At 58.2% G+C, this 22,279-nt stretch carries 22 protein-coding genes and 1 tRNA gene; 14 read left to right on the top strand and 9 right to left on the bottom strand.

What is annotated here, in order from left to right:
• The first annotated feature begins 2 nt into the window (after positions 1-2).
• The 4 genes from DWB63_RS12505 (at position 3) to DWB63_RS12490 (ending at position 4,059) form a co-directional block, all read left to right on the top strand.
• Entirely contained in the window at positions 3-311 is a 309-nt protein-coding gene (locus tag DWB63_RS12505; RefSeq protein ID WP_128329177.1) for a (2Fe-2S)-binding protein, read from the top strand.
• A complete protein-coding gene (locus DWB63_RS12500) occupies positions 304-1,689 on the top strand; it encodes an FAD-dependent oxidoreductase (protein ID WP_128329176.1) in 1,386 nt (461 codons plus the stop codon). The genes DWB63_RS12505 and DWB63_RS12500 overlap by 8 nt, the downstream gene beginning before the upstream one ends.
• A gap of 307 nt (positions 1,690-1,996) precedes the next feature.
• A complete protein-coding gene (locus DWB63_RS12495; RefSeq protein ID WP_128329175.1) occupies positions 1,997-2,905 on the top strand; it encodes a sulfite exporter TauE/SafE family protein in 909 nt (302 codons plus the stop codon).
• Positions 2,906-3,054: 149 nt separating this feature from the next.
• Positions 3,055-4,059, top strand: coding sequence for a proline racemase family protein (locus tag DWB63_RS12490; protein WP_128329174.1), 1,005 nt, complete (start codon positions 3,055-3,057; stop codon positions 4,057-4,059).
• A gap of 259 nt (positions 4,060-4,318) precedes the next feature.
• Here the strand turns inward: DWB63_RS12490 and DWB63_RS12485 are convergent.
• From DWB63_RS12485 to DWB63_RS12475, 3 genes are all read right to left on the bottom strand, one after another.
• Positions 4,319-4,395 (bottom strand) — tRNA-Arg (locus tag DWB63_RS12485).
• Positions 4,396-4,431: 36 nt separating this feature from the next.
• On the bottom strand, positions 4,432-4,869 hold the full coding sequence (locus DWB63_RS12480) for a secondary thiamine-phosphate synthase enzyme YjbQ (RefSeq protein ID WP_128329173.1): 438 nt from the start codon (positions 4,867-4,869) through the stop codon (positions 4,432-4,434).
• Positions 4,870-4,893: 24 nt separating this feature from the next.
• Complete coding sequence (locus DWB63_RS12475) at positions 4,894-5,481, bottom strand: hypothetical protein (protein ID WP_128329172.1); 588 nt, start codon at positions 5,479-5,481, stop codon at positions 4,894-4,896.
• A 617-nt stretch (positions 5,482-6,098) separates the two neighbouring features.
• Between DWB63_RS12475 and speD the strand changes: the two genes are divergently transcribed.
• Both speD and DWB63_RS12465 read left to right on the top strand, forming a co-directional pair.
• Positions 6,099-6,506, top strand: a complete 408-nt coding sequence (gene speD / locus DWB63_RS12470) for an adenosylmethionine decarboxylase (protein WP_128329171.1) — start codon at positions 6,099-6,101, stop codon at positions 6,504-6,506.
• The gene (locus DWB63_RS12465; RefSeq protein WP_128329170.1) at positions 6,488-7,429 is read left to right on the top strand and encodes a spermidine synthase; all 942 of its coding nucleotides are present in this window, start codon (positions 6,488-6,490) and stop codon (positions 7,427-7,429) included. The genes speD and DWB63_RS12465 overlap by 19 nt, the downstream gene beginning before the upstream one ends.
• 94 nt (positions 7,430-7,523) lie before the next feature.
• Here the strand turns inward: DWB63_RS12465 and DWB63_RS12460 are convergent, their stop codons facing one another.
• The gene (locus tag DWB63_RS12460) at positions 7,524-7,949 is read right to left on the bottom strand and encodes a pyrimidine dimer DNA glycosylase/endonuclease V (protein ID WP_128329169.1); all 426 of its coding nucleotides are present in this window, start codon (positions 7,947-7,949) and stop codon (positions 7,524-7,526) included.
• 6 nt (positions 7,950-7,955) lie between these two features.
• Complete coding sequence (locus tag DWB63_RS12455; RefSeq protein ID WP_128329168.1) at positions 7,956-8,504, bottom strand: hypothetical protein; 549 nt, start codon at positions 8,502-8,504, stop codon at positions 7,956-7,958.
• Between the two features lie 361 nt (positions 8,505-8,865).
• On the opposite strand from DWB63_RS12455, the gene DWB63_RS12450 reads away from it, so the two are divergent.
• Both DWB63_RS12450 and sppA read left to right on the top strand, forming a co-directional pair.
• Positions 8,866-10,749 carry a 30S ribosomal protein S1 gene (locus tag DWB63_RS12450; protein WP_128329167.1) on the top strand — a complete coding sequence of 628 codons (1,884 nt, stop codon included), beginning with the start codon at positions 8,866-8,868 and terminating at the stop codon, positions 10,747-10,749.
• Between the two features lie 12 nt (positions 10,750-10,761).
• A complete protein-coding gene (gene sppA / locus DWB63_RS12445; RefSeq protein ID WP_128329166.1) occupies positions 10,762-11,658 on the top strand; it encodes a signal peptide peptidase SppA in 897 nt (298 codons plus the stop codon).
• Positions 11,659-11,945: 287 nt separating this feature from the next.
• Here the strand turns inward: sppA and DWB63_RS12440 are convergent, their stop codons facing one another.
• Both DWB63_RS12440 and DWB63_RS12435 read right to left on the bottom strand, forming a co-directional pair.
• A complete protein-coding gene (locus DWB63_RS12440) occupies positions 11,946-13,280 on the bottom strand; it encodes a histone deacetylase (RefSeq protein ID WP_128329165.1) in 1,335 nt (444 codons plus the stop codon).
• Positions 13,281-13,283: 3 nt separating this feature from the next.
• Positions 13,284-14,987, bottom strand: a complete 1,704-nt coding sequence (locus tag DWB63_RS12435) for a hydantoinase/oxoprolinase family protein (RefSeq protein WP_128329164.1) — start codon at positions 14,985-14,987, stop codon at positions 13,284-13,286.
• A gap of 208 nt (positions 14,988-15,195) precedes the next feature.
• Here DWB63_RS12435 and DWB63_RS12430 point away from each other — a divergent pair, with 208 nt between their 5' ends.
• The 6 genes from DWB63_RS12430 to DWB63_RS12405 all read left to right on the top strand — a co-directional run bounded on the left by DWB63_RS12430 (position 15,196) and on the right by DWB63_RS12405 (position 21,094).
• Complete coding sequence (locus tag DWB63_RS12430; RefSeq protein ID WP_128329163.1) at positions 15,196-16,056, top strand: NmrA family NAD(P)-binding protein; 861 nt, start codon at positions 15,196-15,198, stop codon at positions 16,054-16,056.
• Positions 16,057-16,060: 4 nt separating this feature from the next.
• On the top strand, positions 16,061-16,834 hold the full coding sequence (locus tag DWB63_RS12425; protein WP_128329162.1) for an HD domain-containing phosphohydrolase: 774 nt from the start codon (positions 16,061-16,063) through the stop codon (positions 16,832-16,834).
• Between the two features lie 5 nt (positions 16,835-16,839).
• Positions 16,840-17,406 carry a GrpB family protein gene (locus DWB63_RS12420; RefSeq protein WP_128329161.1) on the top strand — a complete coding sequence of 189 codons (567 nt, stop codon included), beginning with the start codon at positions 16,840-16,842 and terminating at the stop codon, positions 17,404-17,406.
• 67 nt (positions 17,407-17,473) lie between these two features.
• Entirely contained in the window at positions 17,474-17,857 is a 384-nt protein-coding gene (locus DWB63_RS12415; protein ID WP_128329160.1) for a cupin domain-containing protein, read from the top strand.
• 11 nt (positions 17,858-17,868) lie between these two features.
• A complete protein-coding gene (locus tag DWB63_RS12410) occupies positions 17,869-18,660 on the top strand; it encodes an AraC family transcriptional regulator (RefSeq protein ID WP_128329159.1) in 792 nt (263 codons plus the stop codon).
• Between the two features lie 130 nt (positions 18,661-18,790).
• Positions 18,791-21,094, top strand: a complete 2,304-nt coding sequence (locus DWB63_RS12405; protein WP_128329158.1) for a PAS domain S-box protein — start codon at positions 18,791-18,793, stop codon at positions 21,092-21,094.
• Between the two features lie 33 nt (positions 21,095-21,127).
• On the opposite strand, the gene DWB63_RS12400 is transcribed toward DWB63_RS12405, so the two are convergent.
• Both DWB63_RS12400 and DWB63_RS12395 read right to left on the bottom strand, forming a co-directional pair.
• Positions 21,128-21,703 carry a flavodoxin family protein gene (locus DWB63_RS12400; protein WP_128329157.1) on the bottom strand — a complete coding sequence of 192 codons (576 nt, stop codon included), beginning with the start codon at positions 21,701-21,703 and terminating at the stop codon, positions 21,128-21,130.
• A 9-nt stretch (positions 21,704-21,712) separates the two neighbouring features.
• Complete coding sequence (locus DWB63_RS12395; protein WP_128329156.1) at positions 21,713-22,222, bottom strand: nitroreductase family protein; 510 nt, start codon at positions 22,220-22,222, stop codon at positions 21,713-21,715.
• Positions 22,223-22,279: the final 57 nt, after the last annotated feature.

Below are 22,279 nucleotides of genomic sequence, written 5' to 3'. Positions count from 1 at the left end.
AAATGTTCAAAAAAGTCAGTGCCTCCAAAGGCAAAATTGTCACAATATACTTCGAGGGCCAACCCGTTCAGACCGAGGAGGGCATGACTGTGGCGGCCGCGGTCCTTGATCCTTCCCACGGCTGGTCCCGCACCTCTCACGGAGGACAAAAGCGGGGCCCCTATTGTCAGATGGGCGTTTGTCACGAATGTCTCATGACCATAGACGGCATTCCCAATCAACAGGCCTGTCTGACGATGGTAGTCGAAGGCATGCAGGTATACCGCCAGGATGGTGCACCCGATTTCCACAAGGAGAATAGCCATGAGTAGTGTTTGGGATGTCATTATCGTCGGCGCGGGGCCAGCTGGAATGTCTGCGGCTATTGAGACTGCCCGGCATGGTTTGTCCACTCTGGTAGTGGATCGGCAAAATGAGCCGGGAGGTCAGATATACCGTAGCGTCGGTTCTTCGCCCATGTCCGGCAAGCTGGGCAGCGACTATGCCGCAGGCCTCCCGCTGGTGAAGCGCTTTCTCGAATGTGGCGCGCAGTTCGAGGCGGGTGCCAACGTCTGGGATATCGCCCCGGACCGGGTATATTACAGCCAACAGGGCAAGAGCCGATTCGTCAGGGCCAGGCAGGTCTTGTTGGCCACCGGTGCCATGGAACGTCCGGTGCCTCTGCCCGGTTGGACCCTGCCCGGCGTCATGGGCTCAGGCGCTTCGGACGTGCTGCTGAAGTCGGCCGGCCTGTTGCCGGAGGGACCGGTTGTTTTGTGCGGCAATGGACCGTTGATTCTTCAAGCGGCTGTACATTTGAGCCATTTCAAGGTGCCTGTGGCCGGTGTGTTGTTGACGGGCAGGCTGGGTAACGCCCTGCGAGCCATGAAGCATGCTGCCGGAGCCCTGGCTCGTCCGGGGTATTTTCTCCACGGCGTCAGCATGGCGGCAAAGACGCTGCTGAAACAGAAGTGCGTGATGGGCGTACGGGATGTGGCCATCAGCGAGAACGGACAGGGCCTGGATGTGAGTTTCGCCACCCAAGGCGGCAAGCGCAAGAATCTGTCTGCCTCCACAGTACTGCTGCACGAGGGGGTTATCTCCGAAAGTCGTATTACCCGACTGGCGCGTCTCCGCCATGCCTGGGACCAGACCCAGCGCTACTGGCATGTGGATGCGACCGTGTGGGGCCAGACCTCTGCTCCCGGCCTGCGTACAGCCGGCGATACCGTGACGGTGCGCGGGGCAGTGGCAGCCCGGGCCGAAGGAAGTCTCGTTGGCCTGGATATCTGTCGTGAGCTTGGCCGCCTGCCGCTGGCCGATCGTGATAGGGAGGCCCGGCCTTTCCTGCGGACGCTTAAGCGCTGCAATGCATTGCAACCTTTCCTGGATGAATACTTCGCTCCCACGCCATCCATGCTGCAGCCGCATCCGGACGCAATCGTCTGCCGATGCGAGGAGCTGACAGCCGGGGATTTGAACGCAGTTATCCGCGAGGGCTGCTATTCGCCTGATGGCCTGAAAGCTCAGGCTCGACCAGGCATGGGAACCTGCCAGGGCCGCATCTGTGGTCAGGCCGTCGTTGAAATGATTGCCGATGCCCATGGACTCCCGTTGGAGAACCTGCCGCTATATACGGCACAACCTCCTCTCTTCCCCCTACGCCTGGGGGAACTCATTGAGATGCCCAGCCCATCTGACCTTTTGTAGTCAAATGGCTGTAGGCCCTGTTACATTGGAAGATTTGAGCATGCTCCCTTTATTCCTCCTTACCCGGAGCATGAAGCCCTGGCGGTTGTGCCTGCCAACATATTCCGCCGGGGCTGCCCTCAAAGCTCAATTTCGAGCACCGTTTCGGGAGAGGCGTGGGCCGTCCCTTCCGAAGAGGCAAACAGTGTTGAGATAGCGACGTTAGCAAAGGGCGCGGTGAGAGATTGTACCGGCTGTCGGATGGCCAACGGCCCCGACCACGAAACAATAAAGGTATCAAGCTTGCCGTTATGCGGCGGAGGGAAAAATGGTTAGAATTCTCACCGGTTTGCTGGTTCTTTTGGGTGCATACTTTTTCTATGTCTTTTTGAGGGACTATCGAGCGAATCGTCATGTGCAAAGTCCGGCTTCTGCCTATAAGGTGGCTCCCATTGGATTGTTGACGATGTTCGGCGACACGCTTGGGATAGGCAACTTTGCTCCCGCAACCGCTTTACTAAGATTTTTCAAACAGATTGATGACAAGAAAATCCCGGGGACATTGAATGTCTTCACCTCCCTTCCCGAGGTCTTTTCGGGCTGTATCCTGATCACGACCATTGAGGTGGACCCGGTGACCTTGATCAGCATGCTCATTTCCAGCTCTGTGGGAGCGTATTTCGGTGCTTCCATAATTTCGCACTTTTCAGTGCAGAAGGTTCGCCTGACCATGGGAATCGCCCTGTTCGTCACTGCCGTAGTGATGTTTTTGGGTATGATGGGCTGGATGCCCAGCGGCGGCGATGCAACGGGATTGACTGGAATCAACCTGATCATTGCCGTGGTTGGCAACTTCATCCTGGGCATCCTGATGACAGCGGGCATTGGCCTGTATGCGCCCTGCATGGCCCTGATCTACTTCCTGGGCATGTCCCCTCGCGCAGCCTTCCCCATCATGATGGGGTCGTGCGCGTTTCTCATGCCCATTGCCTCTCTGAAGTTCATCAAAGAAGGGGCGCTGGATCGCAAGGTAGCCTTGATTTACATGCTGGCCGGCATCCCGGGGGTGCTTATAGCAGCATTCGTAGTCAAGTCTTTGCCGTTGTTCATGCTGAAATGGGTAGTCATTGCCGTTGTCCTCTACACCTCCGGTTCCATGATTTACTCCATGTTCAAGGACAGGGGAGAGCAAGCCTCCTCCAAGGTGGTCGGACTGCCGGAGAGCAACGTTCCTTAAATCGCCCCATAGATAACAACATTCCCTGGTCAGAACTGACCTGATCAGGGAATTGTTTGGTGGCAATAACCTTGTTGCCACCACAGCAATGGATTCAAAATGAATATACTGTGCTTGGTAATTGCAGCACAATACCATGGAGTTTTTTTATGAAATCCAATCGTCATATATTTACAGTAGAGTCGCACACAATGGGTGAGTCCTTGAGGTTGATAGTTGGCGGATTCCCGAAAGTGATGGGCAGTTCCATGCCGGAAAAGAAAGCATATTTCATGGAGCACTATGACTATTTACATCGGGCACTGATCCTGGAGCCGAGGGGCCATAGTGACATGTATGGTGCAGTCCTGACTTCGCCATGCAATCCAGAGGCTGATTTCGGTGTAATTTTTATGCACGGACATGGTTATCACAATATGTGTGGCCACGGAACGATCGCCACCAACACCATTCTGGTGGAAACAGGTATGATTGAAGTTCAAGAGCCGGTGACCACTGTAAAAATGGAGACCCCTGCGGGGTTGGTTGCTGTGAAAGTGGCAGTGGAAGACGGCAAGGCAAAGAGCGTGTCATTCGAAAATGTTCCCGCTTTTTTGTACAAAAAAGACGTGGTAGTTGACGTCCCTGAATATGGGAAATTGACAATGGACATTTCTTTTGGCGGAAGCTTTTTTGCCATCATTGGCTGTGAACAGTTGGGAATCGAGATTTGTAAGGAAAATTCTTTGAAATTGACAGACATAGGCATGGCCATTCTCCGGGCAGCCAATGAACAGATTGAGATCATTCATCCCGATTTGCCGCACATTACAACCATAGATTTGTGTGAAATCTATGGTCCCGCCAAATCGCCGGATACGGATATGCAAAATATAACCATCTTTGATGGCCAGGTTGATCGTTCGCCCTGCGGTACCGGAACCTGCGCAAAAGTCGCTACGCTATGGGCACGGGGCGAGTTGGCTTTGGGAGAACCCTTCGTCTATGAAAGTGTGATCAATACCAAATTCATCGGTAAGGCATTGCGAGAAACAATGGTTGGGCCGTATAAGGCGATTATCCCGGAGATCACCGGCAGCGCATTCATTACAGGCTACGGACAATATGTGATCGATCAGGAAGATCCTGTGAAATATGGATTTTCATTGCAATAAAAAAGACACGATGTGCCTGTCAAGGGATACTACCCCTCCCCACCCCACCCCCCGGCTTTGCCGGGGGGAACTTGTTGAAACAGGATTGGATCGACACAGATCACGGGTCAGCTGACATCACGTCTGCAGCCTTCCTTTTCCTCATGCCCGCGTCCGCGATATGAACGCCGTGAGGCGGGCTCAGGTCTCGTGCGATGGTCATTTGCCATCGCACGACAGAAAAGGGACCTACGGATTCCCGTAAGTCCCTTGAAATGTCTGGTGCGCCAGGGAGGATTCGAACCCCCGGCCGTCGGCTTAGAAGGCCGATGCTCTATCCAACTGAGCTACTGGCGCACTTGGTGGCCTTGATAATAAGGCGCGTGGCTGAGGTCAAGGATATTCGTACACCCGGCTATTCCCGATGATCTTGACCAGGACGCGCTTTCTGCGGCGGCCGTCGAACTCGCCGTAGAAGATGCGTTCCCAGGTGCCGAAGTCCAGGCGACCATCGGTCACGGCCACCACCACTTCGCGGCCCATGACCTGCCGCTTCATGTGCGCGTCCGCATTGTCCTCATAGCCGTTGTGCCGGTACTGGCCGACCGGTTCATGCGGGGCCAACTTCTCCAGCCAGACCTCGTAGTCATGGTGCAGGCCGGCTTCATCGTCGTTGATGAACACCGAGGCCGTGATGTGCATGGCGTTGACCAGGCACAGTCCTTCGGTGATACCGGATTCATGCAGGCAAGCCTCAACTTCGTCGGTGATGTTGAGAAACGCCCGGCGGGTCGGGACTTCAAAGAAGAGTTCTTTCCGGTATGATTTCATGCGGTCCTAAGGCCCTTTTGCGGCTCAGGGGCGGCCGTCTTCTTGGGAGAGGTGATGCTGATCTTCAGTATCTTCCAGCCAGTCTGGGTAGTAGCTCTTGTATTTTTTGACGACAGCCGCCTTGTTCTGTTCAAACCATTCCATGGAGGCCGGGGTGTTCTGGACAAAATGGCATTCTGCAAGATCGTCCTTGAAATCCTGGGTGTCAAACTGCGATGCGGGTACCGGGTCCAGTGAAAAGCGGGACTTGAGAAAGCCCAGATGCGGCTCGACAACCACGTAATAGATGCGGTTGGGGGCCAGGTCGGCCTGGAGGAAATCGGCATTCTCTCCCATGATCATGAAGAGATGCTTTCCCGCAGGAGTCTGGTAGGCGATCTTGTAATTGGTGGATATGATGCCGATGAATTCCGGTTCATCGTCATCATACAGAAATGCATAGGATTGAATGGCACCGCCAAAGGATGAGGGGCGCATGAAGACGACCGTGGCTTTTTCCGGGTCAGCAGTGAAAGGGGCAACGTCGGTCGGCACCTTCATCATTTGGGACGATGCGCATCCGGTCATTATCAGAATGGAAAAGAGCAAAAGGGCGTTGAGGCACTTGTTCATGGCTGATTCCTTTGTAGAATTATGTCAGATCAGGCCCTAGTATAGGATATACCCGATAATGTCCATCGACCTTGTTTATTTGGCTGGCTCCCCGGGTGTCAGCGCCTGCCTTGTGGGCTCCGGCTGTCGAGTTTCGATCGCGAGCCCCGATTCCCGATGGAGGCGGTGACGCCCTCAGGTTTTCGTCCGGTTTTGTGCAGTTTTGAGAGCAAAGATCAAGTCCTTGAAACCGGATGACTGCCGTTGCCGTATATGGCCGGAAGGCGGAAGGAAATTGCCGTCAGGGGAAAAGGTGTTTTTGGGTGCTGTGACGCCCGTCTCGCCTGCATGGTATAGGGGCAAAAAAAAGGCTTGCATTCGGCGAAGTCTTGTATACAAGCTCCATTCACATGGTTCGTTTTCGAGAAGGATTGACCGGTCCGAAACGAGAACGACCAAGGCAGGATGCCCCTGGGTGTATACCCGGAAGCGGCTCCCGCCGGGTCCGCGTCATTTCGGCGCGTGGCCAACGTCACCAAGGGGGTTTTATGTGCTTAGTGTCTGATCTGGTCTGCTGCTTGTCCTGTGCGGCAAGGAGGTTTTTCGGTCGTTAACCCATAATTACGAGGTGTTGATGAATGAATACTGTAGGTATGCATTGCATTCTTGAACTCAAAGGTTGTCCCGCCCATTTGCTCGATGACGAGCAGCATATTCTTTCCAGCATGGCCAGAGCTTCCGAAACGGCCATGTCCACTCTGCTCAATCTCTCAAGTCACAAATTCGAACCACAGGGCGTCACTGCGCTGGCCCTTTTGGCTGAATCCCATATTTCCATTCATACCTGGCCGGAATCCGGGTATGCGGCGGTGGACATCTTTACCTGCGGCGAGACCGCAAGGCCGCGGCTTGCCTGCGAATATCTCATTGAGCAGCTCCAGGCTCAGGACCACACCCTGACCGTGCTTCCGCGCGGCAACGGCTGTGGTTGTCATCTTCCCTTGACACAACCCGAGGAGGCGACCCTGTGGCAGGTTCAAAACTGACATGTGACTACTGGATAACCGAGTACATGACCCAGGACGATGTTCACCTGCACGGGGTGGAGCAGATCCTGGAGTTCAAGCGGACCGAGTACCAGGAGATGTCCATTGTCCGTTCCAAGACCTTTGGCACTGGTTTGGTTCTGGACGGCAAGTGGCAGACCACGGTACTCGACGAATTCTTGTATCACGAGCCGTTGGTGCATACGTCCATGCACCAGCACGGTTCGCCGTCCAGGGTTTTGGTTCTGGGCGGGGCTGACGGCGGCGCCGTGCGCGAGGTCCTGAAGTGGAAGTCCGTGACCGAGGCCGTGCAGGTGGAGATCGATGAAGTGGTCTTCAATGCCTGCCAGGAACACCTCGGCGAGATTCATCAGGGATGCTTTGAAGACCCCCGCGCCGAAATCCGTTTCGGGGATGCCTTCGAGGTGCTCGAAAATCAGGGTGAATCCTGGGACGTGATCATCTGCGACCTGTCCGATCCCCTGGAGGACAGCCCGGCGATGAACCTGTTCACCAGGGAATTCTTCACCACCTGCCGCAACGCACTGGCTCCTGGCGGTGTCTTTACCATCCAGGCGGGGCCGGTCACGCCGCCCTTTGACGACAACCACGCGATGATCGTGCGTACCCTGGGGACGGTGTTCGAAAACGTCGCCCATTTCTTTTCCTGCACGCCCACCTATGTGGTGCCCCTGGGCTTTGCCATGGGCAGCCTCAAGCCCGTGGACACCAACCCGGACCCGGAAACGGTGGACGCGTTCCTTGCCGCTGCCGTGGAAGGCGAGCTGCGGTTCTTCGACGGCATTGCCCTGCGCGGACTGATGAGTCCGCCCAAGTACCTCAGGGACAAGGTCGGGAAGGGCGAGACATTGAGCACGCTCAAGGACCCGGCCCGGTATACCGGGACCGGCGTCAGGTCGTAGCAGTCCGCTGCAATCGTATATTCCCAACGCCGACGGGCCGGGCCGGTGCAGATGCGCCGGTCCGGCCTGATCTTTGTGCGGGATTGAGAAGGGGTCAGCGTTTTTCCCAGCCGCGGACATCGCCCTTGATCAGGACGAACAGCGGGTGGGGCTCCGGGCGTCTCGCCCTGAGAGTCTCGTGGCGGACAGGGTCGCGTTTTGCCAGTTTTGCCAGCAGGTGGCGCCATTCGAACTCAAGCTGGCCCGTGGTCTCTTCCATGGGCGCTGCCTGGGCGGTGCTGTCGATTTTGGTCGCGTCGAATGCGTAGCCCCGGTGAAGTGATTCCGCCAGCACTCCTGCCAGATAGGCGTCCATGGCGGAAAGCGGGGCAGGGTGGTTGCGGAACCGGATGAGCTGCGGATGATTGACGTATCCCCTGGTCAGCCCGCGCAGCACCTTGCGCGCCAGCAACCCTTCGCGCCAGAGCGCGGTCAGCCCCTTGGCGTCAAGAAACGCGGGATGGACGGTCCACAGCCGCATGGGATATCACCGGGTCTCGGCCAGGTAGCCCAGTTCCCGGGAAAAGTCGTCGGTGTCCTGGGGCAATCCGTGGAGCAGATGCCCGAGGCGCATCATGGGGCCGGTGGGAAAATCCTTTTCCCAGCGTGCGTAGTAGCCGGAGAAACCGTACATCCAAAGCATTTCCGAGGCCTGGGTGAAAACCTGTTCGGCCAGGTCCCGCCACGTGGTGGAGGCGGTGATTTTCCAGACCGGGTATTCAATGCCGCCGACTTCGCGTTTGCCTTTGAAATCTATAGTTATATCCAGTTCTCCGCCGGGTTTCGGGGTCACGACCCAGTAGTAGAGCCAGCCTTCGCCGCCCCATTCGAATTCCGTGTGCCGGTAGTCTGCTTCCATGTCCGTGGGGGCGTCCAGGCCATGGATGTCGCACAGGCAGAGGAACAGATCCTTGAGGGGTTCGGAAAAATTGGAATGCACGCTCAGGTCAAAGTGGGAATTGCCGAGTACGGCCCGGAATTCCAGCCAACCGGCCCGCGCTTCGGTCAAAAAGATTTCAAAACGAGTGTCAGACACGCCTGCCTCCCTGTCGCTGTTTCAGGGAATCCTACACAACTCCGCCTTGTTAATCAAAGGGAGCCTCGGGTCCTGGAAGGTGGAAATCCGTGGGAATGCTTGACGGAAAAGGGTTTACAGGCTCATCAAATTCGGCTACGTACATAATTCTTCTATATATGGAAGAATGCTATTGCTGTAACCGGCTTGAATTGCTGGTTTTCTTTAAATCGAACGTAAGGATGTCGGAATCGGCCTGTTGTGCCGACCGCGCAAACGGGGCTCGCCTGCCTCGGAAACGATGACCCGGATGCGCCGGTACCCTCATCCCGAAAATATGCGTTAATACTAATTTGACCGAGGTCCGTTGTGGAGGTAACCCATGGAAAAAACTACTGAATCTGTTGAAATGCCTGAAATGGAAATGAACTTTGCTGATGCTCTTGACGAGTATCTCAATTCCGATTTCGGCGACCTGGACGAAGGCACCATTGTTGCCGGTGAAGTCGTCAAAGTCGACAAGGACTACGTGCTTGTTGATGTGAATTTCAAGTCCGAAGGGCAGATCCCCGTGTCGGAATTCACCGAAGTGGACGGCACCGTGACCGTTTCTGTCGGTGACAAGGTCGACGTTTTCGTCGCCCGCAAGAACGAAGCCGAAGGCACCATCTACTTGTCCCGCGACAAGGCCAAGCGGATGCAGCTTTTTGATAAACTTGAAGAGCTTCAGGAAAAGGACGGCGACGTCATCGGCCGCATTCTCCGCCGCATCAAGGGTGGTTACACCGTTGATCTCGGCGGTGTCGAGGCCTTCCTGCCCGGCTCTCACGTTGACCTGCGCCCGGTCCCGGACATGGACGCCCTGGTCAACAAGGAATTCGAATTCAAGATCCTCAAGATCAACCGCCGTCGTTCCAACGTCATCGTCTCCCGCCGCGTGCTTCTCGAAGAGATGCGCTCCGAGCAGCGTGACAAGCTCCTCGACACCCTCGTGGAGGGCCAGGTCGTGGAAGGCAAGGTCAAGAACGTCACCGAATACGGCGTGTTCATCGACCTCGGCGGTCTCGACGGCCTGCTGCACATCACTGACATGTCCTGGAAGCGCATCAAGCATCCCAAGGAGATGGTCAACCTGGGTGATGATCTGCAGCTCAAGATTCTCAACTTCGACCGCGAAGGCCAGAAGGTCTCCCTCGGCCTCAAGCAGCTCGTGCCTGATCCGTGGGAAAACATCGCCGAGAAGTACCCCGAGGAGTCCCGCTTCACCGGTGTCATCACCAACCTCGCCGACTACGGCGCATTTGTTGAGTTGGAAAACGGCGTGGAAGGCCTGGTGCACATCTCCGAGATGTCCTGGACCCGCAAGCTCCGCCACCCCTCCCAGATGGTCAAGGTCGGCGACGAAGTCGAAGTCATCGTGCTCGGCGTGGACCAGGACAAGAAGCGCATCAGCCTCGGCATGAAGCAGATCTCCCCGAACCCGTGGGATGTGGTTGCAGAGAAGTACCCCGAGGGCACCGTCCTCGAAGGCGCTATCAAGAACATCACCGAATTCGGCGTGTTCATCGGCATCGAGGAAGGCATCGACGGCCTGATCCACGTGTCCGACATCTCCTGGACCAAGAAAATCCGTCACCCTTCGGAAGTCTACAAGTCCGGCGACTCCGTCCAGGCCAAGGTCCTCACCGTGGACAAGGAGAACGAGAAGTTCACCCTGGGCGTCAAGCAGCTGACCGAAGACCCGTGGTCCCAGGTTCCGGCCAAGTACCCCGTGGGCCAGAAGGTCAACGGTCTCGTCACCAACATCACTGACTTCGGTCTGTTTGTTGAGGTCGAGGAAGGCATCGAAGGACTGGTTCACGTTTCCGAAATCAGCCGCAAGAAGATCAAGTCCCCCTCCGAGATGTTCAAGGAAGGCGACACCATCGAAGCCAAGGTCATCCATGTCTCTGCTGACGAGCGCCGTCTGGGCCTGTCCATCAAGCAGACCAAGGAAGAGGCTGCCCGTCCTGCCGGCGGCAAGTCCAAGTCCTTTGGTGGCGGTGGCGTAGACGCCGGTTCCACCCTGGGCGACCTGCTCCGCGAGAAGCTGGAAGAAGCTGCCGGCGATGCCCTTGCTGAAGCCGCTGCCGAGGCCGAGGTTGAAGAAACCGTGGAAACCGTGGAAGCCGTGGAAGCCGTGGAAGCTGTCGAAGCCGTGGTTGAAGAAGCTGTTGAATCCGAGGCCCCGGCAGAAGATGCCGCTGCCGAAGAAGAGACCAAGTAAGGTAAATCCATCATGCGTTCGGCAGGAACTCACGACCGTTTCTCCCAACGCCACCCCTTCTTGTTTGGGGTGATGATGATCATAATGGCCGTGGCCCTCATTGCGGGGGCCATGGCCTTTTTCCGTTCCGTGGGACTGACTCCGGGGTCCATTGCCGGGTCCGACAAGATCGGTGTGGTCTATGTGGAGGAAATGATCCTCAGTTCCTCGAAGGTGGTCTCCTTCATTCAGGCCCTGAAAGAAGACAAGTCGATCAAGGGCGTGCTCCTGCGGGTGAACTCTCCCGGCGGGGCCATCGCGCCCTCCCAGGAAATCTATCAGGCCGTCAAGGAGCTGAACGCAGTCAAGCCCGTGGTGGCATCCTACGGGTCCGTGGCCGCCAGCGGCGGCTACTACTGTTCGGTCCCGGCACGGCTCATCTTTGCCAACCCCGGTTCCATCACCGGCTCCATCGGCGTCATGGCCGAATTCGTCACCGTGACCGAAGCCATGGAAAAACTCGGCATCAAGCCCGAAGTCCTGGCCACCGGCAAGTACAAGGCCGCCGGAACCCCCCTGCGCGAACTCTCCTTTGAGCAGCGCGAGCAGATGATCGGACTCATGCAGGACTTGCACGAACAGTTCGTGGATCATGTTGCCGAGGCCCGGGGCATGGACCGCGCGCGTATCGCCGCCATCGCGGACGGCCGCGCCGTGTCAGGCCGTCAGGCATTGGCTTTGGGACTCGTCGACCAGATAGGCTCCATGTCCCAGGCCATGGACAAGCTCAAGGAACTGGCTGAAATCGAAGGCAGGGCCTCTCTTGTCGAAGGTCCGGTCGAGGAAAAGACCCTCATCCAGGAAATCCTGGGCTCCATCAAATTCGATATCTCGTCCAGCCTGCCTGGCTGGTCCTTTTCTTACAAATAGACGCGGCTTGCGATAGCGGGCCATCTGCACATTTCCCGTGCACGGTTCAATCCTCACCGTAGCCAGGCTACGCCTCCGGTTGAACCGCACCCGGGAAATGCACATCTGACCCACTCTCCCAAGCCTGATCGCGCTCGCGGAAAAGAGCCGCTGTTTGCGTGCTGCGCACTCAAAGACGCTCCAAGCTGGGAAGAGCCTGGCAGGAAGCACCCGCGAAGCGGCGATAAGAAGTTTTGGAGGGTCCAGGGAACCTTTTTCAAAAGGTTCCCTGGCCGCCGGAGGCATTCCTAAAATCCGTAGCGCAGGTATTCCTTGTCCAGCCGGTTTATCATTTGGATATACCTGTAGGTTCCCTTGATCTGGGCTTCTTCCACTATGTGGTAGCCCTGGTTGCGGCAGGCCGGGCAGGCGTCTATGGGGATTTCCACGCCCAGGCACAGCGGGCCGGAGTCGGCGCGGGTTTCCACTTTGAAGAGGCCCCGGCATTTCTTGCAGAGCGTGACGGTTTCCTGCTGCACCTCGTTGATGCCGTCGGTGTCATAGTAGACCTGTTTGTGCCGGATGAAGGTGTCACCGGAGACGACGCCCTGCTGGCGGTCGCCGCCGGGGTCGAAGCCGGGCGGGTTGAAGTAAAGCTTTGGGAGCTGTTTGCAGAGTTCTTCGATGTAGGCAGTGGTCCGAGTGTCCTGGCGGATTTTTTCGGCATTGTAGTTGGGTTCCCGGACATGGGAATAGTCCACCCCGGCCATGGCCAGGCAGATGCCCAGGTTGATGTAGGGCAGGGCGCCCTGGATGGAATAGCCGCCTTCGAGCACGGCGATGTCCGGTTTGAGCATCTCGTTCATGGTGGCGTAGCCCCTGGCCGAGAAGTTCATGTTGGTGATCGGGTCGGTGAAGTGGTTGTCCTGGCCTGCGGAGTTGATGATCAAGTCCGGCTTGAAGTCGTCGAGGATGGGCATGACGATGCGTTCCATGGCCATGAGGAACCCCTCGTCCGAGGTATTGGGCGGCAGCGGGATGTTGATGGTCTTGCCCAAGGCGTTGGGACCGCCCAGTTCCTGGGGAAAGCCGGAGCCGGGATAGAGGGTGCGGCCGTCCTGGTGCAGGGAGATGAACAGGGTGTCCGGGTCATGCCAGTAGACGTCCTGGGTGCCGTCCCCGTGGTGGCAGTCCGTGTCCACGATGGCGATCTTCTTGCGTCCGTATTTTTCGCGGATGTGTTCGATCATGACCGCTTCGATGTTGATGGTGCAGAATCCGCGTGAGCCGTGCACCACCTTCATGGCGTGGTGACCGGGCGGGCGGACCATGGCAAAGGCGCAGTCGCGCTCGCCCTCCATGACCAGATCAGCGGCTTTCATGGCCCCGCCTGCGGAGATGAGGTGGGACCGGGTGGCCACGGCCGCCACTTCCGGGAAGCAGAAGTGGACCCGCTCCACGTCCTCGATACCGGCAACATCAGGCTTGTATTCTCCCACGCCTTCGATGTCGAAGATGCCTTCTTCGCGCAGTTGATCCTGGGTGTAGAGGAGTCGCTCCTGCCGTTCGGGGTGGGTGGGGGATATGGCCCAGTCGAATGCCGGGAAAAATATGATGCCGAGTGTGTTTTTCGATTTGAGCATGGCTTAGCGTCCCTTTCCGAAGGTCTTCACGACGCCGGGTCTGACCTGGCATTTCACGCGGATGTTCTTGCCCACCTGCTCCATGCCTTCCACCATGTTGAAGCTGGAGGAGTGGGTTATCAGGGCGTCCTCGGTCCGAAGGAAAACCCCCATGGAATCGAGCTGCATGGTCAGTTGGTTGACCGCGTCCTTTTCCGCGTCCGTCTGGTCGTAGCTGGTGTGCACGTTTTCGCGGTAGGACAGGGTGGGGATGAACAGGACATGGCGCTGGGTGTCGGCGAACAATTCCAATTCCCAGGTGGTGCGGGTCAGGGCCGCTCCGATGGCGTTGGCCACGTCAAAGTTGTCCGGGACCTCGGTGGATATCTGGAAACGGCTGAAGATTTCCATCTTCATGGCTTGGGCCGGTCCGCCCATGAGGTAGATCTTCTTGGGGACGATCTTCTTTCCCTCGATCAGTTCGTGGATGGTGTAGACCGGCTTGGCGTTGATTTCAGCCACCAGTTGCCGGGAGGCGTCATGGATGGCGTCCGCTGCATGGGCTATGGCTGCCTCGGCCAGCTTGTCGGCGGAGAAGGAATGCTTGTCGGCAAAGCTGGCTATGGCGGATAGAGAGGCGGCAGTGTCGCCCACGGAGCAAATCCCGGCATGATTCAGCGCGTCGGTCAGGGTGACGTGTTCGCCGCCCAGGCACACGGACGGGCCGATCCGGTTGGGGCCAACGCGGACCTCGTCCCCGACCACGGTGATGGCCGAATCCCCGCCGATGCCGATGGAATGCACCTTGAGTGCCGTGACCAGGGTGGGGTGGGAGCCGATGTTGATGCCCTCGGGTTCGATGAGCGGTGCGCCCTCGGCAAAGACCGCAATGTCGGTGGTGGTGCCGCCGATATCCAGGATGATCGAATCGTGGAAGATGTCCGTCAGGGCGATGATGCCCATGACCGACGCGGCGGGACCGGAAAAGATGGATTGCACGGGCATGGTGCGCGACTGGGGCAGGGGCATGGTGCCGCCGTCGGCCTTGAGGATGTTCACCTTGACGTGGGCCAACCCCATGTCGTTGAGGGACTTTTCCACGGCGGTGGCAAAGTCGTTGTAGATCCGCCACACAGCGCAGTTGAAGTATGCGGTGGCAACGCGGCGCGGGAAATTCAGGGAGCCGCCCAGTTGATGGCCCAGGGTCACGAAATCGGCCGGTTCGTTTGAGTCTCGGCCCGGGCCGCTGGACAGGGTGCGGCGGATGAGGTTTTCGTGCCGGGGGTTGCGTGTGGAGAACTTGCTCACGGCCGCGAACACGCGCACGCCGTTTTCGCGGCAGGTTTCAATGGCGTTGGCAAGCTGTCGGGTGGACAGGGCGCGGACCTCGTTTCCCCGGTGGTCGATGGATCCTTCGATGACATGGAAGTCCTTGCACGGCATGAAATTGTGCGGATCGATGCCTGGACCGGAAGAGACGATGACGCCCACATCTTCGGTCTTGCCCTGGACAATGGCATTGGTGGACAGGGTGGTGGACAGGTTGAGTTGGGTGATCGAGCTTTGGTCCACCTCTTTCAGGATGGTTTCAAGCGCCTCGGTGACCGAAGAAAGCAGATCCTTGTGCCGGGTGGGAACCTTGCAGGAAGCAGCCACCCGAACGCCGTTTTTGGTGTCAATGGCGACCGCATCCGTATGGGTACCGCCCACGTCAATTCCAAGCAGCATTTGAACTCCGTATTTTTTCAAGCATAGACTGGATTTAGCACTCACTGCGCCAAGGGCGCAATCATATTCGGCCAGTGGTCAAAATAGTTCGGGGAGCGGTCGTGCGGATACGTGTTTCCTCGTTTGCCTTTCCTTGCCTTCTTCGTGTAGCGTACTGAAGTCACAATGAATCAGCCCCTCCGACAGGTCAGGAGGAAGGAGACCATACATGAGCAAGATTTTCATAGCAGGCGCTGCCGGAAACATCGGTACGGCCCTGATCGACACCCTGGAAAACACGGCCGACATTGTTGCCGGAGTCCACTCTCCGGCCAAGGCCGAGATGCTGGCGGGAAAGGGAGTGGAGGCGCGTGTCTTTGATTTCAACGACGTGGATTCCATGGTTCGGGCCATGGAAGGGTGCGACCGCATGTTCCTGGTTATTCCCATGCAGGAGAAGCTGGCCCGTTTCGGCCGGTTGGCCGTGGACGCGGCCATGAAAGCGGGCATCGGGTATATAGTGCGCTCCAGCGGCTACGGCGCGTCCTCGGACGCGCACTGGCGGCTTGGCCGGGAACAGGGCATGGTGGACCAGTTCGTGGAGGATTCCAAGATTCCTTACACCATTCTGCGCCCCAACACTTTCATGCAGAATTTTTCCACAGTCTATGCGGGCATGATCAAGTCAGGCACCATTGCCCTGCCCGAAGAGGACTATGCGGTCAGCTACATCGACGTGCGCGACATCGCAGCCTGCGCCGCCCGCCTGCTGAACGACAACGACGGTTTCACGAACAGTTTCTATGCCCTGACCGGCCCCAGGGGATTGACTCTTTCCGAAGTGGCGGACGTCATCGGACAGGCCGCCGGTATCAACGTGAAGTATGTCCCCATTGCCGAAGAGCAGTTTCTGGAAGGGCTTGATGGGGCCGGGGTGCCCGAATGGAACCGGAATATGTTGGTCAGCCTGAGCCGTGTGGTCAAGCTCGGCATGATGGGCAACGTGACCCAGGCCGTGCAATTCCTGACCGGAAAGGGTGCCAGGACATTTGACGATTTTGCCGCCGAATGCAGCGGGGTCTGGAGGTAACTCCATGGCTCCGCTCAAGGGTCAGGAAGATCTGCTGCGGATCATCCGCAAGATTTCCGCAGGCACGTACACCGACGAGATTCACCATCTGACCGGACCGGCCTGTTCCCCGGAAATCCAGGAACTGGCAGAGGCCGTGTCCCTGATGATGGTCAAGATCGAGGCCAGGGAGGAGCGGTTGGAGCAGCTTCTGGAAAAGATCCGGCGCGATACCGTGAACACGGTGACCTCGGTCGTTCATGCCTTGGGTGCGCGTGATTCCTACACCGAGGGCCACGGCGAGCGGGTGGGTGTCTATGCCCGGCGTCTGGCCCAACGCCTCGGTCTGCCCAGTGACGAGGTGGAACGCATCCGCATAGCCGGGACCCTGCACGACATCGGCAAGATCGGATTCAGCGATCGTGTCTTCACCTGCGAGGACACGCCGCTCAGCCGGGATATGATCGATGAGATACATCATCACCCGGAATGGGGCCGGGACATCCTCAAGAATCTCGACTTTCTCGGGCCGGCCCTGGAGTACGTCTACGCCCACCACGAGCTCATGGACGGTTCGGGTTATCCCCGCGGTCTCAAGGGGGACGAGATTCCCTTGGGTGCGCGCATCCTGTGCGTGGTGGATTACTTCGACGCCATGACCACGGACCGGCCCTACCAGAAGGGCAGGCCCCTGTCCGAAGCCGTTGACACCCTGCGCAGCCTGGCCGGATCATCCCTGGACCCTGAATTGGTGGAGACCTTCATCCTCGAGATCGAGACCAACGGCCGGATCGGGTGATTCCCGTGGAAACGTTGGAAGCAAAAATCGAGCGGGTGTTGCGGGATCGGATCGAGCTGTTGCCCTACGATCCTGCGTGGCCTGAGCGTTTCGAAGAGGAAAAGCGTCATTTGCAGGGCTGCCTACCGGAGGGGCTGCTGGTCCGTATAGAACATTTCGGCAGCACATCCCTGCCGGGAATGACCGCCAAGCCCGTGATCGACATGCTGGTGGAGGTGACCGACCTGGATATGGTCAGGACCGAAGCGGTACCCATCCTGGAAGCCCAGGGGTATGACTGTTTCTGGCGTCCTCAGCCCGAAGGATGCACCCCGCGGCACTATCCCTGGTCCATCAAGCGGGACCGTGACGGGCGGCGGACACACCACATCCATATGACCGTCCGGGACTCCACGCTGTGGGAAGGGCTCGCGTTCCGCGACTACCTTCTCGGCCATCCCGATGCCGCTGCCCGATATGGTGAGCTCAAGCGTGACCTGGCCGTGCGTTTCCCTGATGACCGGGTGGCCTATACCGAAGGCAAGACCGATTTTGTCAGGGAAATATTGGACACGGCCCGAAAACAGGGCTGACGACAAGATCGTGCAAGACCGGTATGCCCGGTTGGCCGTATCCTCCCTTGAAACCAAAGGAGGCTCCATGAATATCTTCACCAAGTTCGATACGGGAATCATTGCCGGGCCGGATGCGCCCAGGGGTGCGGCCGGTCTGGAATGGAATGCCCATCCTGCCTTTGCCGGGGTGTCGCTCAAGCATCTGATCACCGGGCATGAGACCGAAGGCCGGTTCAGCGCCCATCTGGTGCGCCTTGAACCCGGCGCGGAAATAGGCGACCATGTCCACGAAACCAATTGGGAGCTGCATGAGGTGGCCGAAGGGAGCGGACAGTGTTTCCTTGACGGCAAATGCATCCCCTATGAGCCCGGCGTGGTCGCCATCATGCCGGAGAGCGCGTCCCATCGGGTGCAGGCGGGCGAGAACGGCCTGTGTCTGCTGGCCAAATTCATGCCGGCGTTGCTCTGATCTTGAGGACTATGACCGAAAGCTGTACCGAATATGCCGAAATCCCCGGACTGGACGGCGTCAGCGTGGTCCGCCATGCAGGCATGCCGCCCACCGGGGCCCGTCATGCCCATCGATCCGTGTGTGTCGGCGCGGTGGTGGCCGGGGTCAGGCATACGGACATTGCCGGGGTCCGTCATACGACTGCGGCAGGGCAGGTCATGGTCATACCCCCGGATGCTCCGCATGCCTGTTCGGACAGCGGCACCAGTGAATACATCATGATCAGCATTCCCCTGAGCTGTTTCGAGGAGGCGGGTCTGGACCCTGCGGATCTGGCCGCGGCGGAATTGATATCGGACGATCCGGCCCGTTTCGGGGCAGTGCTCCGGTTGGCGAATATGGCCCGGCAACCGGCCTCACGGCTGGAACGGCAGGCAGCGCTTCTGGAGGTCATGGAGCCGCTCTGCACAGGGAGCGCGTCCATGGTTGCCCTGGTCCCGGAACAGGACAGGATAGCTGCGGTCCGCCGTCATCTGGAGGAATGCCATGCCGATGATGTGCCGCTCAAGGTCTTGGCCGGGATGGCCGGGTGCAGCCCATGCAGATTGAACCGGGTCTTTGCCTCGGTAGTGGGCATGCCGCCCCACGAGTATCAGATCATGCAGCGGGTGCGGCGGGTCAAGGAGTGCATCCGCAACGGGAAGAGCCTGGCTGACAGCGCAGTGGAGGCGGGTTTTTCCGATCAGAGCCACATGACCCGTTGTTTCCGGAAGGTCATGGGCATGACGCCCGGCGTCTTTGCCGGAGGGTTGGCGGAGTAGTTTTCGAGCGTGAAAAAAGTCGGCTGCGGCGCAGTTTCTTCACACGGTATTCGTTTCACTTTGAAGTCAGTTTTGCTATGCTGCCCAAGAAGCGGCCGGATCACTGGCCTAGAACACGGATTGCCATATCATGCTCAAGCGCATAGTTCACCTGATTCCCCTGCTCGCCGGTCTGGTCGTGGTAGTGGTAGTCACCATCGGCTACAGGGCCGACCAGGAAAACCACGCTCAAAAGGTCCGGGCACAGGTCGTTCACGCCCTCACGACCGTCAAGTCCCAACTGGAGATCCGGTTCGAGTCAACTTTCCAACTGGTCAATTCTCTCAAGGCGTTTCTTCAGGTCAATCCGGAAATGGACCAGGCGGAGTTCCAGAAGATTGTCGAGATTCTTCTTGCCGGCAGGAACGCTGTCCGGTCTTTGCAGCTTGCCAAAAACGACATTATTTCGCATGCATATCCGGCCGATGAAAGAGAACATGCCTTTGGTCGGGCGATTCCCCTGAGCGGTTCCGCAGCCCTTCGGGTCTCGGCCATTCGTGCCAAGGGGACCGGGCAGGTCCAGATACTGGTTTCGAATCCGCGCTCTCCCGACAGGAGTGAAGTTGTTGTGCTGACTCCGGTCCTGTTGTCGGAGGCCGATGGTTCTGCCCGGTACTGGGGGTTGATCAGCGTCACGCTGGACTCCGGCGCTTTTTATTTGGGCAGCGAGTTTGTTGCATTCGAGCCTGAAGTGATGCTGGCCTTGCGTAAACCGGAATCCTCGCCAGCCCGTGATCTGGTGCTGGCGGGCGACCCCGTGGTGTTCGACATGGACCCCATTGTCGAGGATATCCATTTCCCCTCCGGGCATTGGCAGTTGGCGGCGGCTCCCGGCACCGGCCGGACCTTTTCGCCCTATGGGGTCTACATCCTGACCTTCGGCGGCCTGCTCGTACTGTTGCTTCCCGCTTCGTTCTGGGCCGTGATGGTCATGATTCTCGGCCGTCTCAAGGATCGAGAACGCTATTACCAATTGATCCATAATGCCAAGTCCATCATCCTGCGCATCGACATGTCCGGTGAAATCGATTTTTGCAATGAATACGCCGAGGAATTCTACGGGTATGCGCCGGGCGAGTTGCTGGGAAAGCCCTTCGTGGGTACACTGATTCCCCGGAAAGATGCGGAAGGGCAGTCCATGCGCCGGTACCTGAACCGGTTGCTGAAAAATCCCCTGGATCATTCCTTTGACGAAACCATGAGCCTGCGCAAGAATGGTGAGATTGTCTGGGTGGCCTGGGCCAATGATTCGGTCCTGTCGCGGGATGGGGCCATGGTCGGGGTATTGTGCGTGGGCACGGACATAACGGACCGCAAGCTCATGGAGGAAACCCTGCGCCAGCGGGAGAAACAGTACCGTCTGCTGGCTGAGAACGTCACGGATATCATCTGGGGGGTGGACGCTGATTCCCGGTTCACCTACGTCAGCCCTTCCGACGAGGTCATTCGCGGCTTCAAGCGATATGATGTGCTGGGCAGGCCCATACAGGATTTTCTTTCAACGGGTTCCCGAACCCGTTTCAATGATGTCCTGACAGTGCTCAACGACCAGGTCGAACAAGGCGATTTCCATGCCTCAATCACGGAGGATATGGAGTTCCTCTGCGTGGACGGTTCTACTGTGTGGCTTGAATCCCGAGTGGGCGTGCTGCTCAATGACGAGGGGGACAGGATCGGTCTTCAGGGCGTGAGCCGCGACATTACGGACCGCAAGTTGGCCGAGACCCTGCGTGACGATATGGAACGGATGGCCAGGCATGACCTCAAAACGCCCCTTGGCGCAGTCGTGGGGTTGCCCGAGGAAATCCGCAGGATGGGCGGCTTGACGACCCCCCAGGCGGTCATGCTCGACACGATTGAAAAGGCCGGCGACACCATGCTCCACCTGATCAACCGGTCCCTGGATCTCTATAAAATGGAATGTGGCACGTATGTCCTGGAGAGAACGACCGTGGACGTGCTCCAGGTCATTGAGCGTATCAAGGTCGAGGCCCTGTCCCATATCCGGGAAAAGGGGATCAGCGTAGGCATTGAGGCAGGGAACGGGCAATTCTCCAAAGCCTTTCCGATCACCGTGGACAAGGAACTTTTCAAGTCGATGCTCTCGAACCTGATCCGCAACGCCCTGGAAGCTTCACCCGAATCCGGTTCCATTTCCATCCTTCTGGAGAAGGGCGAGAACGTGACCATCCGCATCCGCAATCAGGGAGAGGTGCCCTGGGTCGTGCGGGAAACCTTTTTCGACAAGTATTCCACGTCCAATCCGAGTCGGGGTTCCGGGTTGGGAACCTATTCCGCCCGGCTTATCGCCCGTACCCACGGCGGTGACATAACCCTGGACGCCGGTCACACCGGCGAGACCTGCGTGGTGGTTACCCTGCCTCTCCGAGGATGAGGAAAAGCCCCTGCGTGCAGGGGCCTATCCTTTCTAGTCCTGGAGTTTTTTCATGAGCCAGGCCATGTTCTGACCGAGCACATCCATGGTCTCCAAGCCTTCGGCGTCATTGAGCACTTCACCTTTTTCCCTGCCGAAGCCCATGTTCCAGTAACGGGATCCGGGCACGACCATCTGTTCGATGAAGAAGAAGGAATTGAGCGTGTTGAAGGTCTGCATGGCCCCGCCGCGCCGGGCGGTCACGACCGAGGCCCCGACCTTGCGGGCGAACATGCTGCCGTTGACCAGGCCGACCATGCCCGCCCGGTCGATCAGCGCGCTCATCTCGGTGGTGATGGTGGCAAAGTAGGTGGGCGAGCCGAGGATGATCCCGTCCGCCGCGTCCATGGCCTCAAGACATTCGTTGAAGAAATCGTTTTTGACCGCACAGCGGCGGTCCTTGTTTTCCGCGCATTTGCCGCAGGCGAGGCAGCCGTGCATTTTCTTGCCGCCCAGCTCGATCAGTTCGGTCTCGATGCCTTCGGCCTCGAGTTTGGTGAAAACGCGCTGGATCATTGCTGCGGTATTGCCGCCCTTGCGGGCGGAACCGTTGATTCCGACTACTTTCATGACGGTCTCCTAATAGGTGTTGTAGTGAACCCGGTCTTCTTTGAACCGGCTTTCGGACGAGAGTTGCTGGGCGGGCCAACCGATGGGGGCGAACCCGAGGGGGACGATGTGCTCCGGCAGGTTGAACATCTTGCGGAAGGCGGCGACCCGGTCCTCCATGGGATAGATGCCGGTCCAGACCGCACCCAAGCCGAGGCCGTGGACGGCCAGCAGCAGGTTTTCCATGGCTGCGGCGCAGTCCTGGACCCAATAACCGGGGTACTTCTCCAGGCTCAAATCTCCGCAGACAAGAATGCCCAAAGGAGCCTGGGTGACCATCTTGATATGGGGATGCAGGTCGGCCATGCCGTCCAGGCGTGCGCGGTCGTTGATCACCACAAATTGCCAGGGCTGGGCATTGCCTGCACTGGGGGCCATCATGGCCCCTTCCAGTATCTCCCTGACCATATCGTCAGGAATGATCCTGTCCTCGTATTTCCTGATGCTGCGCCTGGTGCGCAGGGCTTCCAGTATTTCCATACTCATTTCCTCCGGGGTTTTTCGAGCTGGCTGTGTTTACGTTTTTACTGTTCTCTG

It is taken from the genome of Pseudodesulfovibrio sp. S3, assembly GCF_004025585.1.
Taxonomy (GTDB): Bacteria; Desulfobacterota; Desulfovibrionia; order Desulfovibrionales; family Desulfovibrionaceae; genus Pseudodesulfovibrio.
This window is presented reverse-complemented; position numbering and strand designations above follow the sequence as displayed.

Excerpts from the sequence above, each read along its gene's own strand:
- DWB63_RS12400 (WP_128329157.1), bottom strand. The coding sequence starts at position 21,703 with ATGAAAGTAGTCGGAATCAACGGTTCCGCCCGCAAGGGCGGCAATACC.
- DWB63_RS12410 (WP_128329159.1), top strand. The coding sequence starts at position 17,869 with ATGACCGAAAGCTGTACCGAATATGCCGAAATCCCCGGACTGGACGGC.
- speD (WP_128329171.1), top strand. The coding sequence starts at position 6,099 with ATGAATACTGTAGGTATGCATTGCATTCTTGAACTCAAAGGTTGTCCC.
- DWB63_RS12435 (WP_128329164.1), bottom strand. The coding sequence starts at position 14,987 with ATGCTGCTTGGAATTGACGTGGGCGGTACCCATACGGATGCGGTCGCC.
- DWB63_RS12475 (WP_128329172.1), bottom strand. The coding sequence starts at position 5,481 with ATGAACAAGTGCCTCAACGCCCTTTTGCTCTTTTCCATTCTGATAATG.
- DWB63_RS12425 (WP_128329162.1), top strand. The coding sequence starts at position 16,061 with ATGGCTCCGCTCAAGGGTCAGGAAGATCTGCTGCGGATCATCCGCAAG.
- DWB63_RS12415 (WP_128329160.1), top strand. The coding sequence starts at position 17,474 with ATGAATATCTTCACCAAGTTCGATACGGGAATCATTGCCGGGCCGGAT.
- DWB63_RS12395 (WP_128329156.1), bottom strand. The coding sequence starts at position 22,222 with ATGGAAATACTGGAAGCCCTGCGCACCAGGCGCAGCATCAGGAAATAC.
- DWB63_RS12490 (WP_128329174.1), top strand. The coding sequence starts at position 3,055 with ATGAAATCCAATCGTCATATATTTACAGTAGAGTCGCACACAATGGGT.
- DWB63_RS12460 (WP_128329169.1), bottom strand. The coding sequence starts at position 7,949 with ATGCGGCTGTGGACCGTCCATCCCGCGTTTCTTGACGCCAAGGGGCTG.
- DWB63_RS12450 (WP_128329167.1), top strand. The coding sequence starts at position 8,866 with ATGGAAAAAACTACTGAATCTGTTGAAATGCCTGAAATGGAAATGAAC.
- DWB63_RS12505 (WP_128329177.1), top strand. The coding sequence starts at position 3 with ATGTTCAAAAAAGTCAGTGCCTCCAAAGGCAAAATTGTCACAATATAC.
- sppA (WP_128329166.1), top strand. The coding sequence starts at position 10,762 with ATGCGTTCGGCAGGAACTCACGACCGTTTCTCCCAACGCCACCCCTTC.
- DWB63_RS12480 (WP_128329173.1), bottom strand. The coding sequence starts at position 4,869 with ATGAAATCATACCGGAAAGAACTCTTCTTTGAAGTCCCGACCCGCCGG.
- DWB63_RS12440 (WP_128329165.1), bottom strand. The coding sequence starts at position 13,280 with ATGCTCAAATCGAAAAACACACTCGGCATCATATTTTTCCCGGCATTC.
- DWB63_RS12500 (WP_128329176.1), top strand. The coding sequence starts at position 304 with ATGAGTAGTGTTTGGGATGTCATTATCGTCGGCGCGGGGCCAGCTGGA.
- DWB63_RS12495 (WP_128329175.1), top strand. The coding sequence starts at position 1,997 with ATGGTTAGAATTCTCACCGGTTTGCTGGTTCTTTTGGGTGCATACTTT.
- DWB63_RS12430 (WP_128329163.1), top strand. The coding sequence starts at position 15,196 with ATGAGCAAGATTTTCATAGCAGGCGCTGCCGGAAACATCGGTACGGCC.
- DWB63_RS12405 (WP_128329158.1), top strand. The coding sequence starts at position 18,791 with ATGCTCAAGCGCATAGTTCACCTGATTCCCCTGCTCGCCGGTCTGGTC.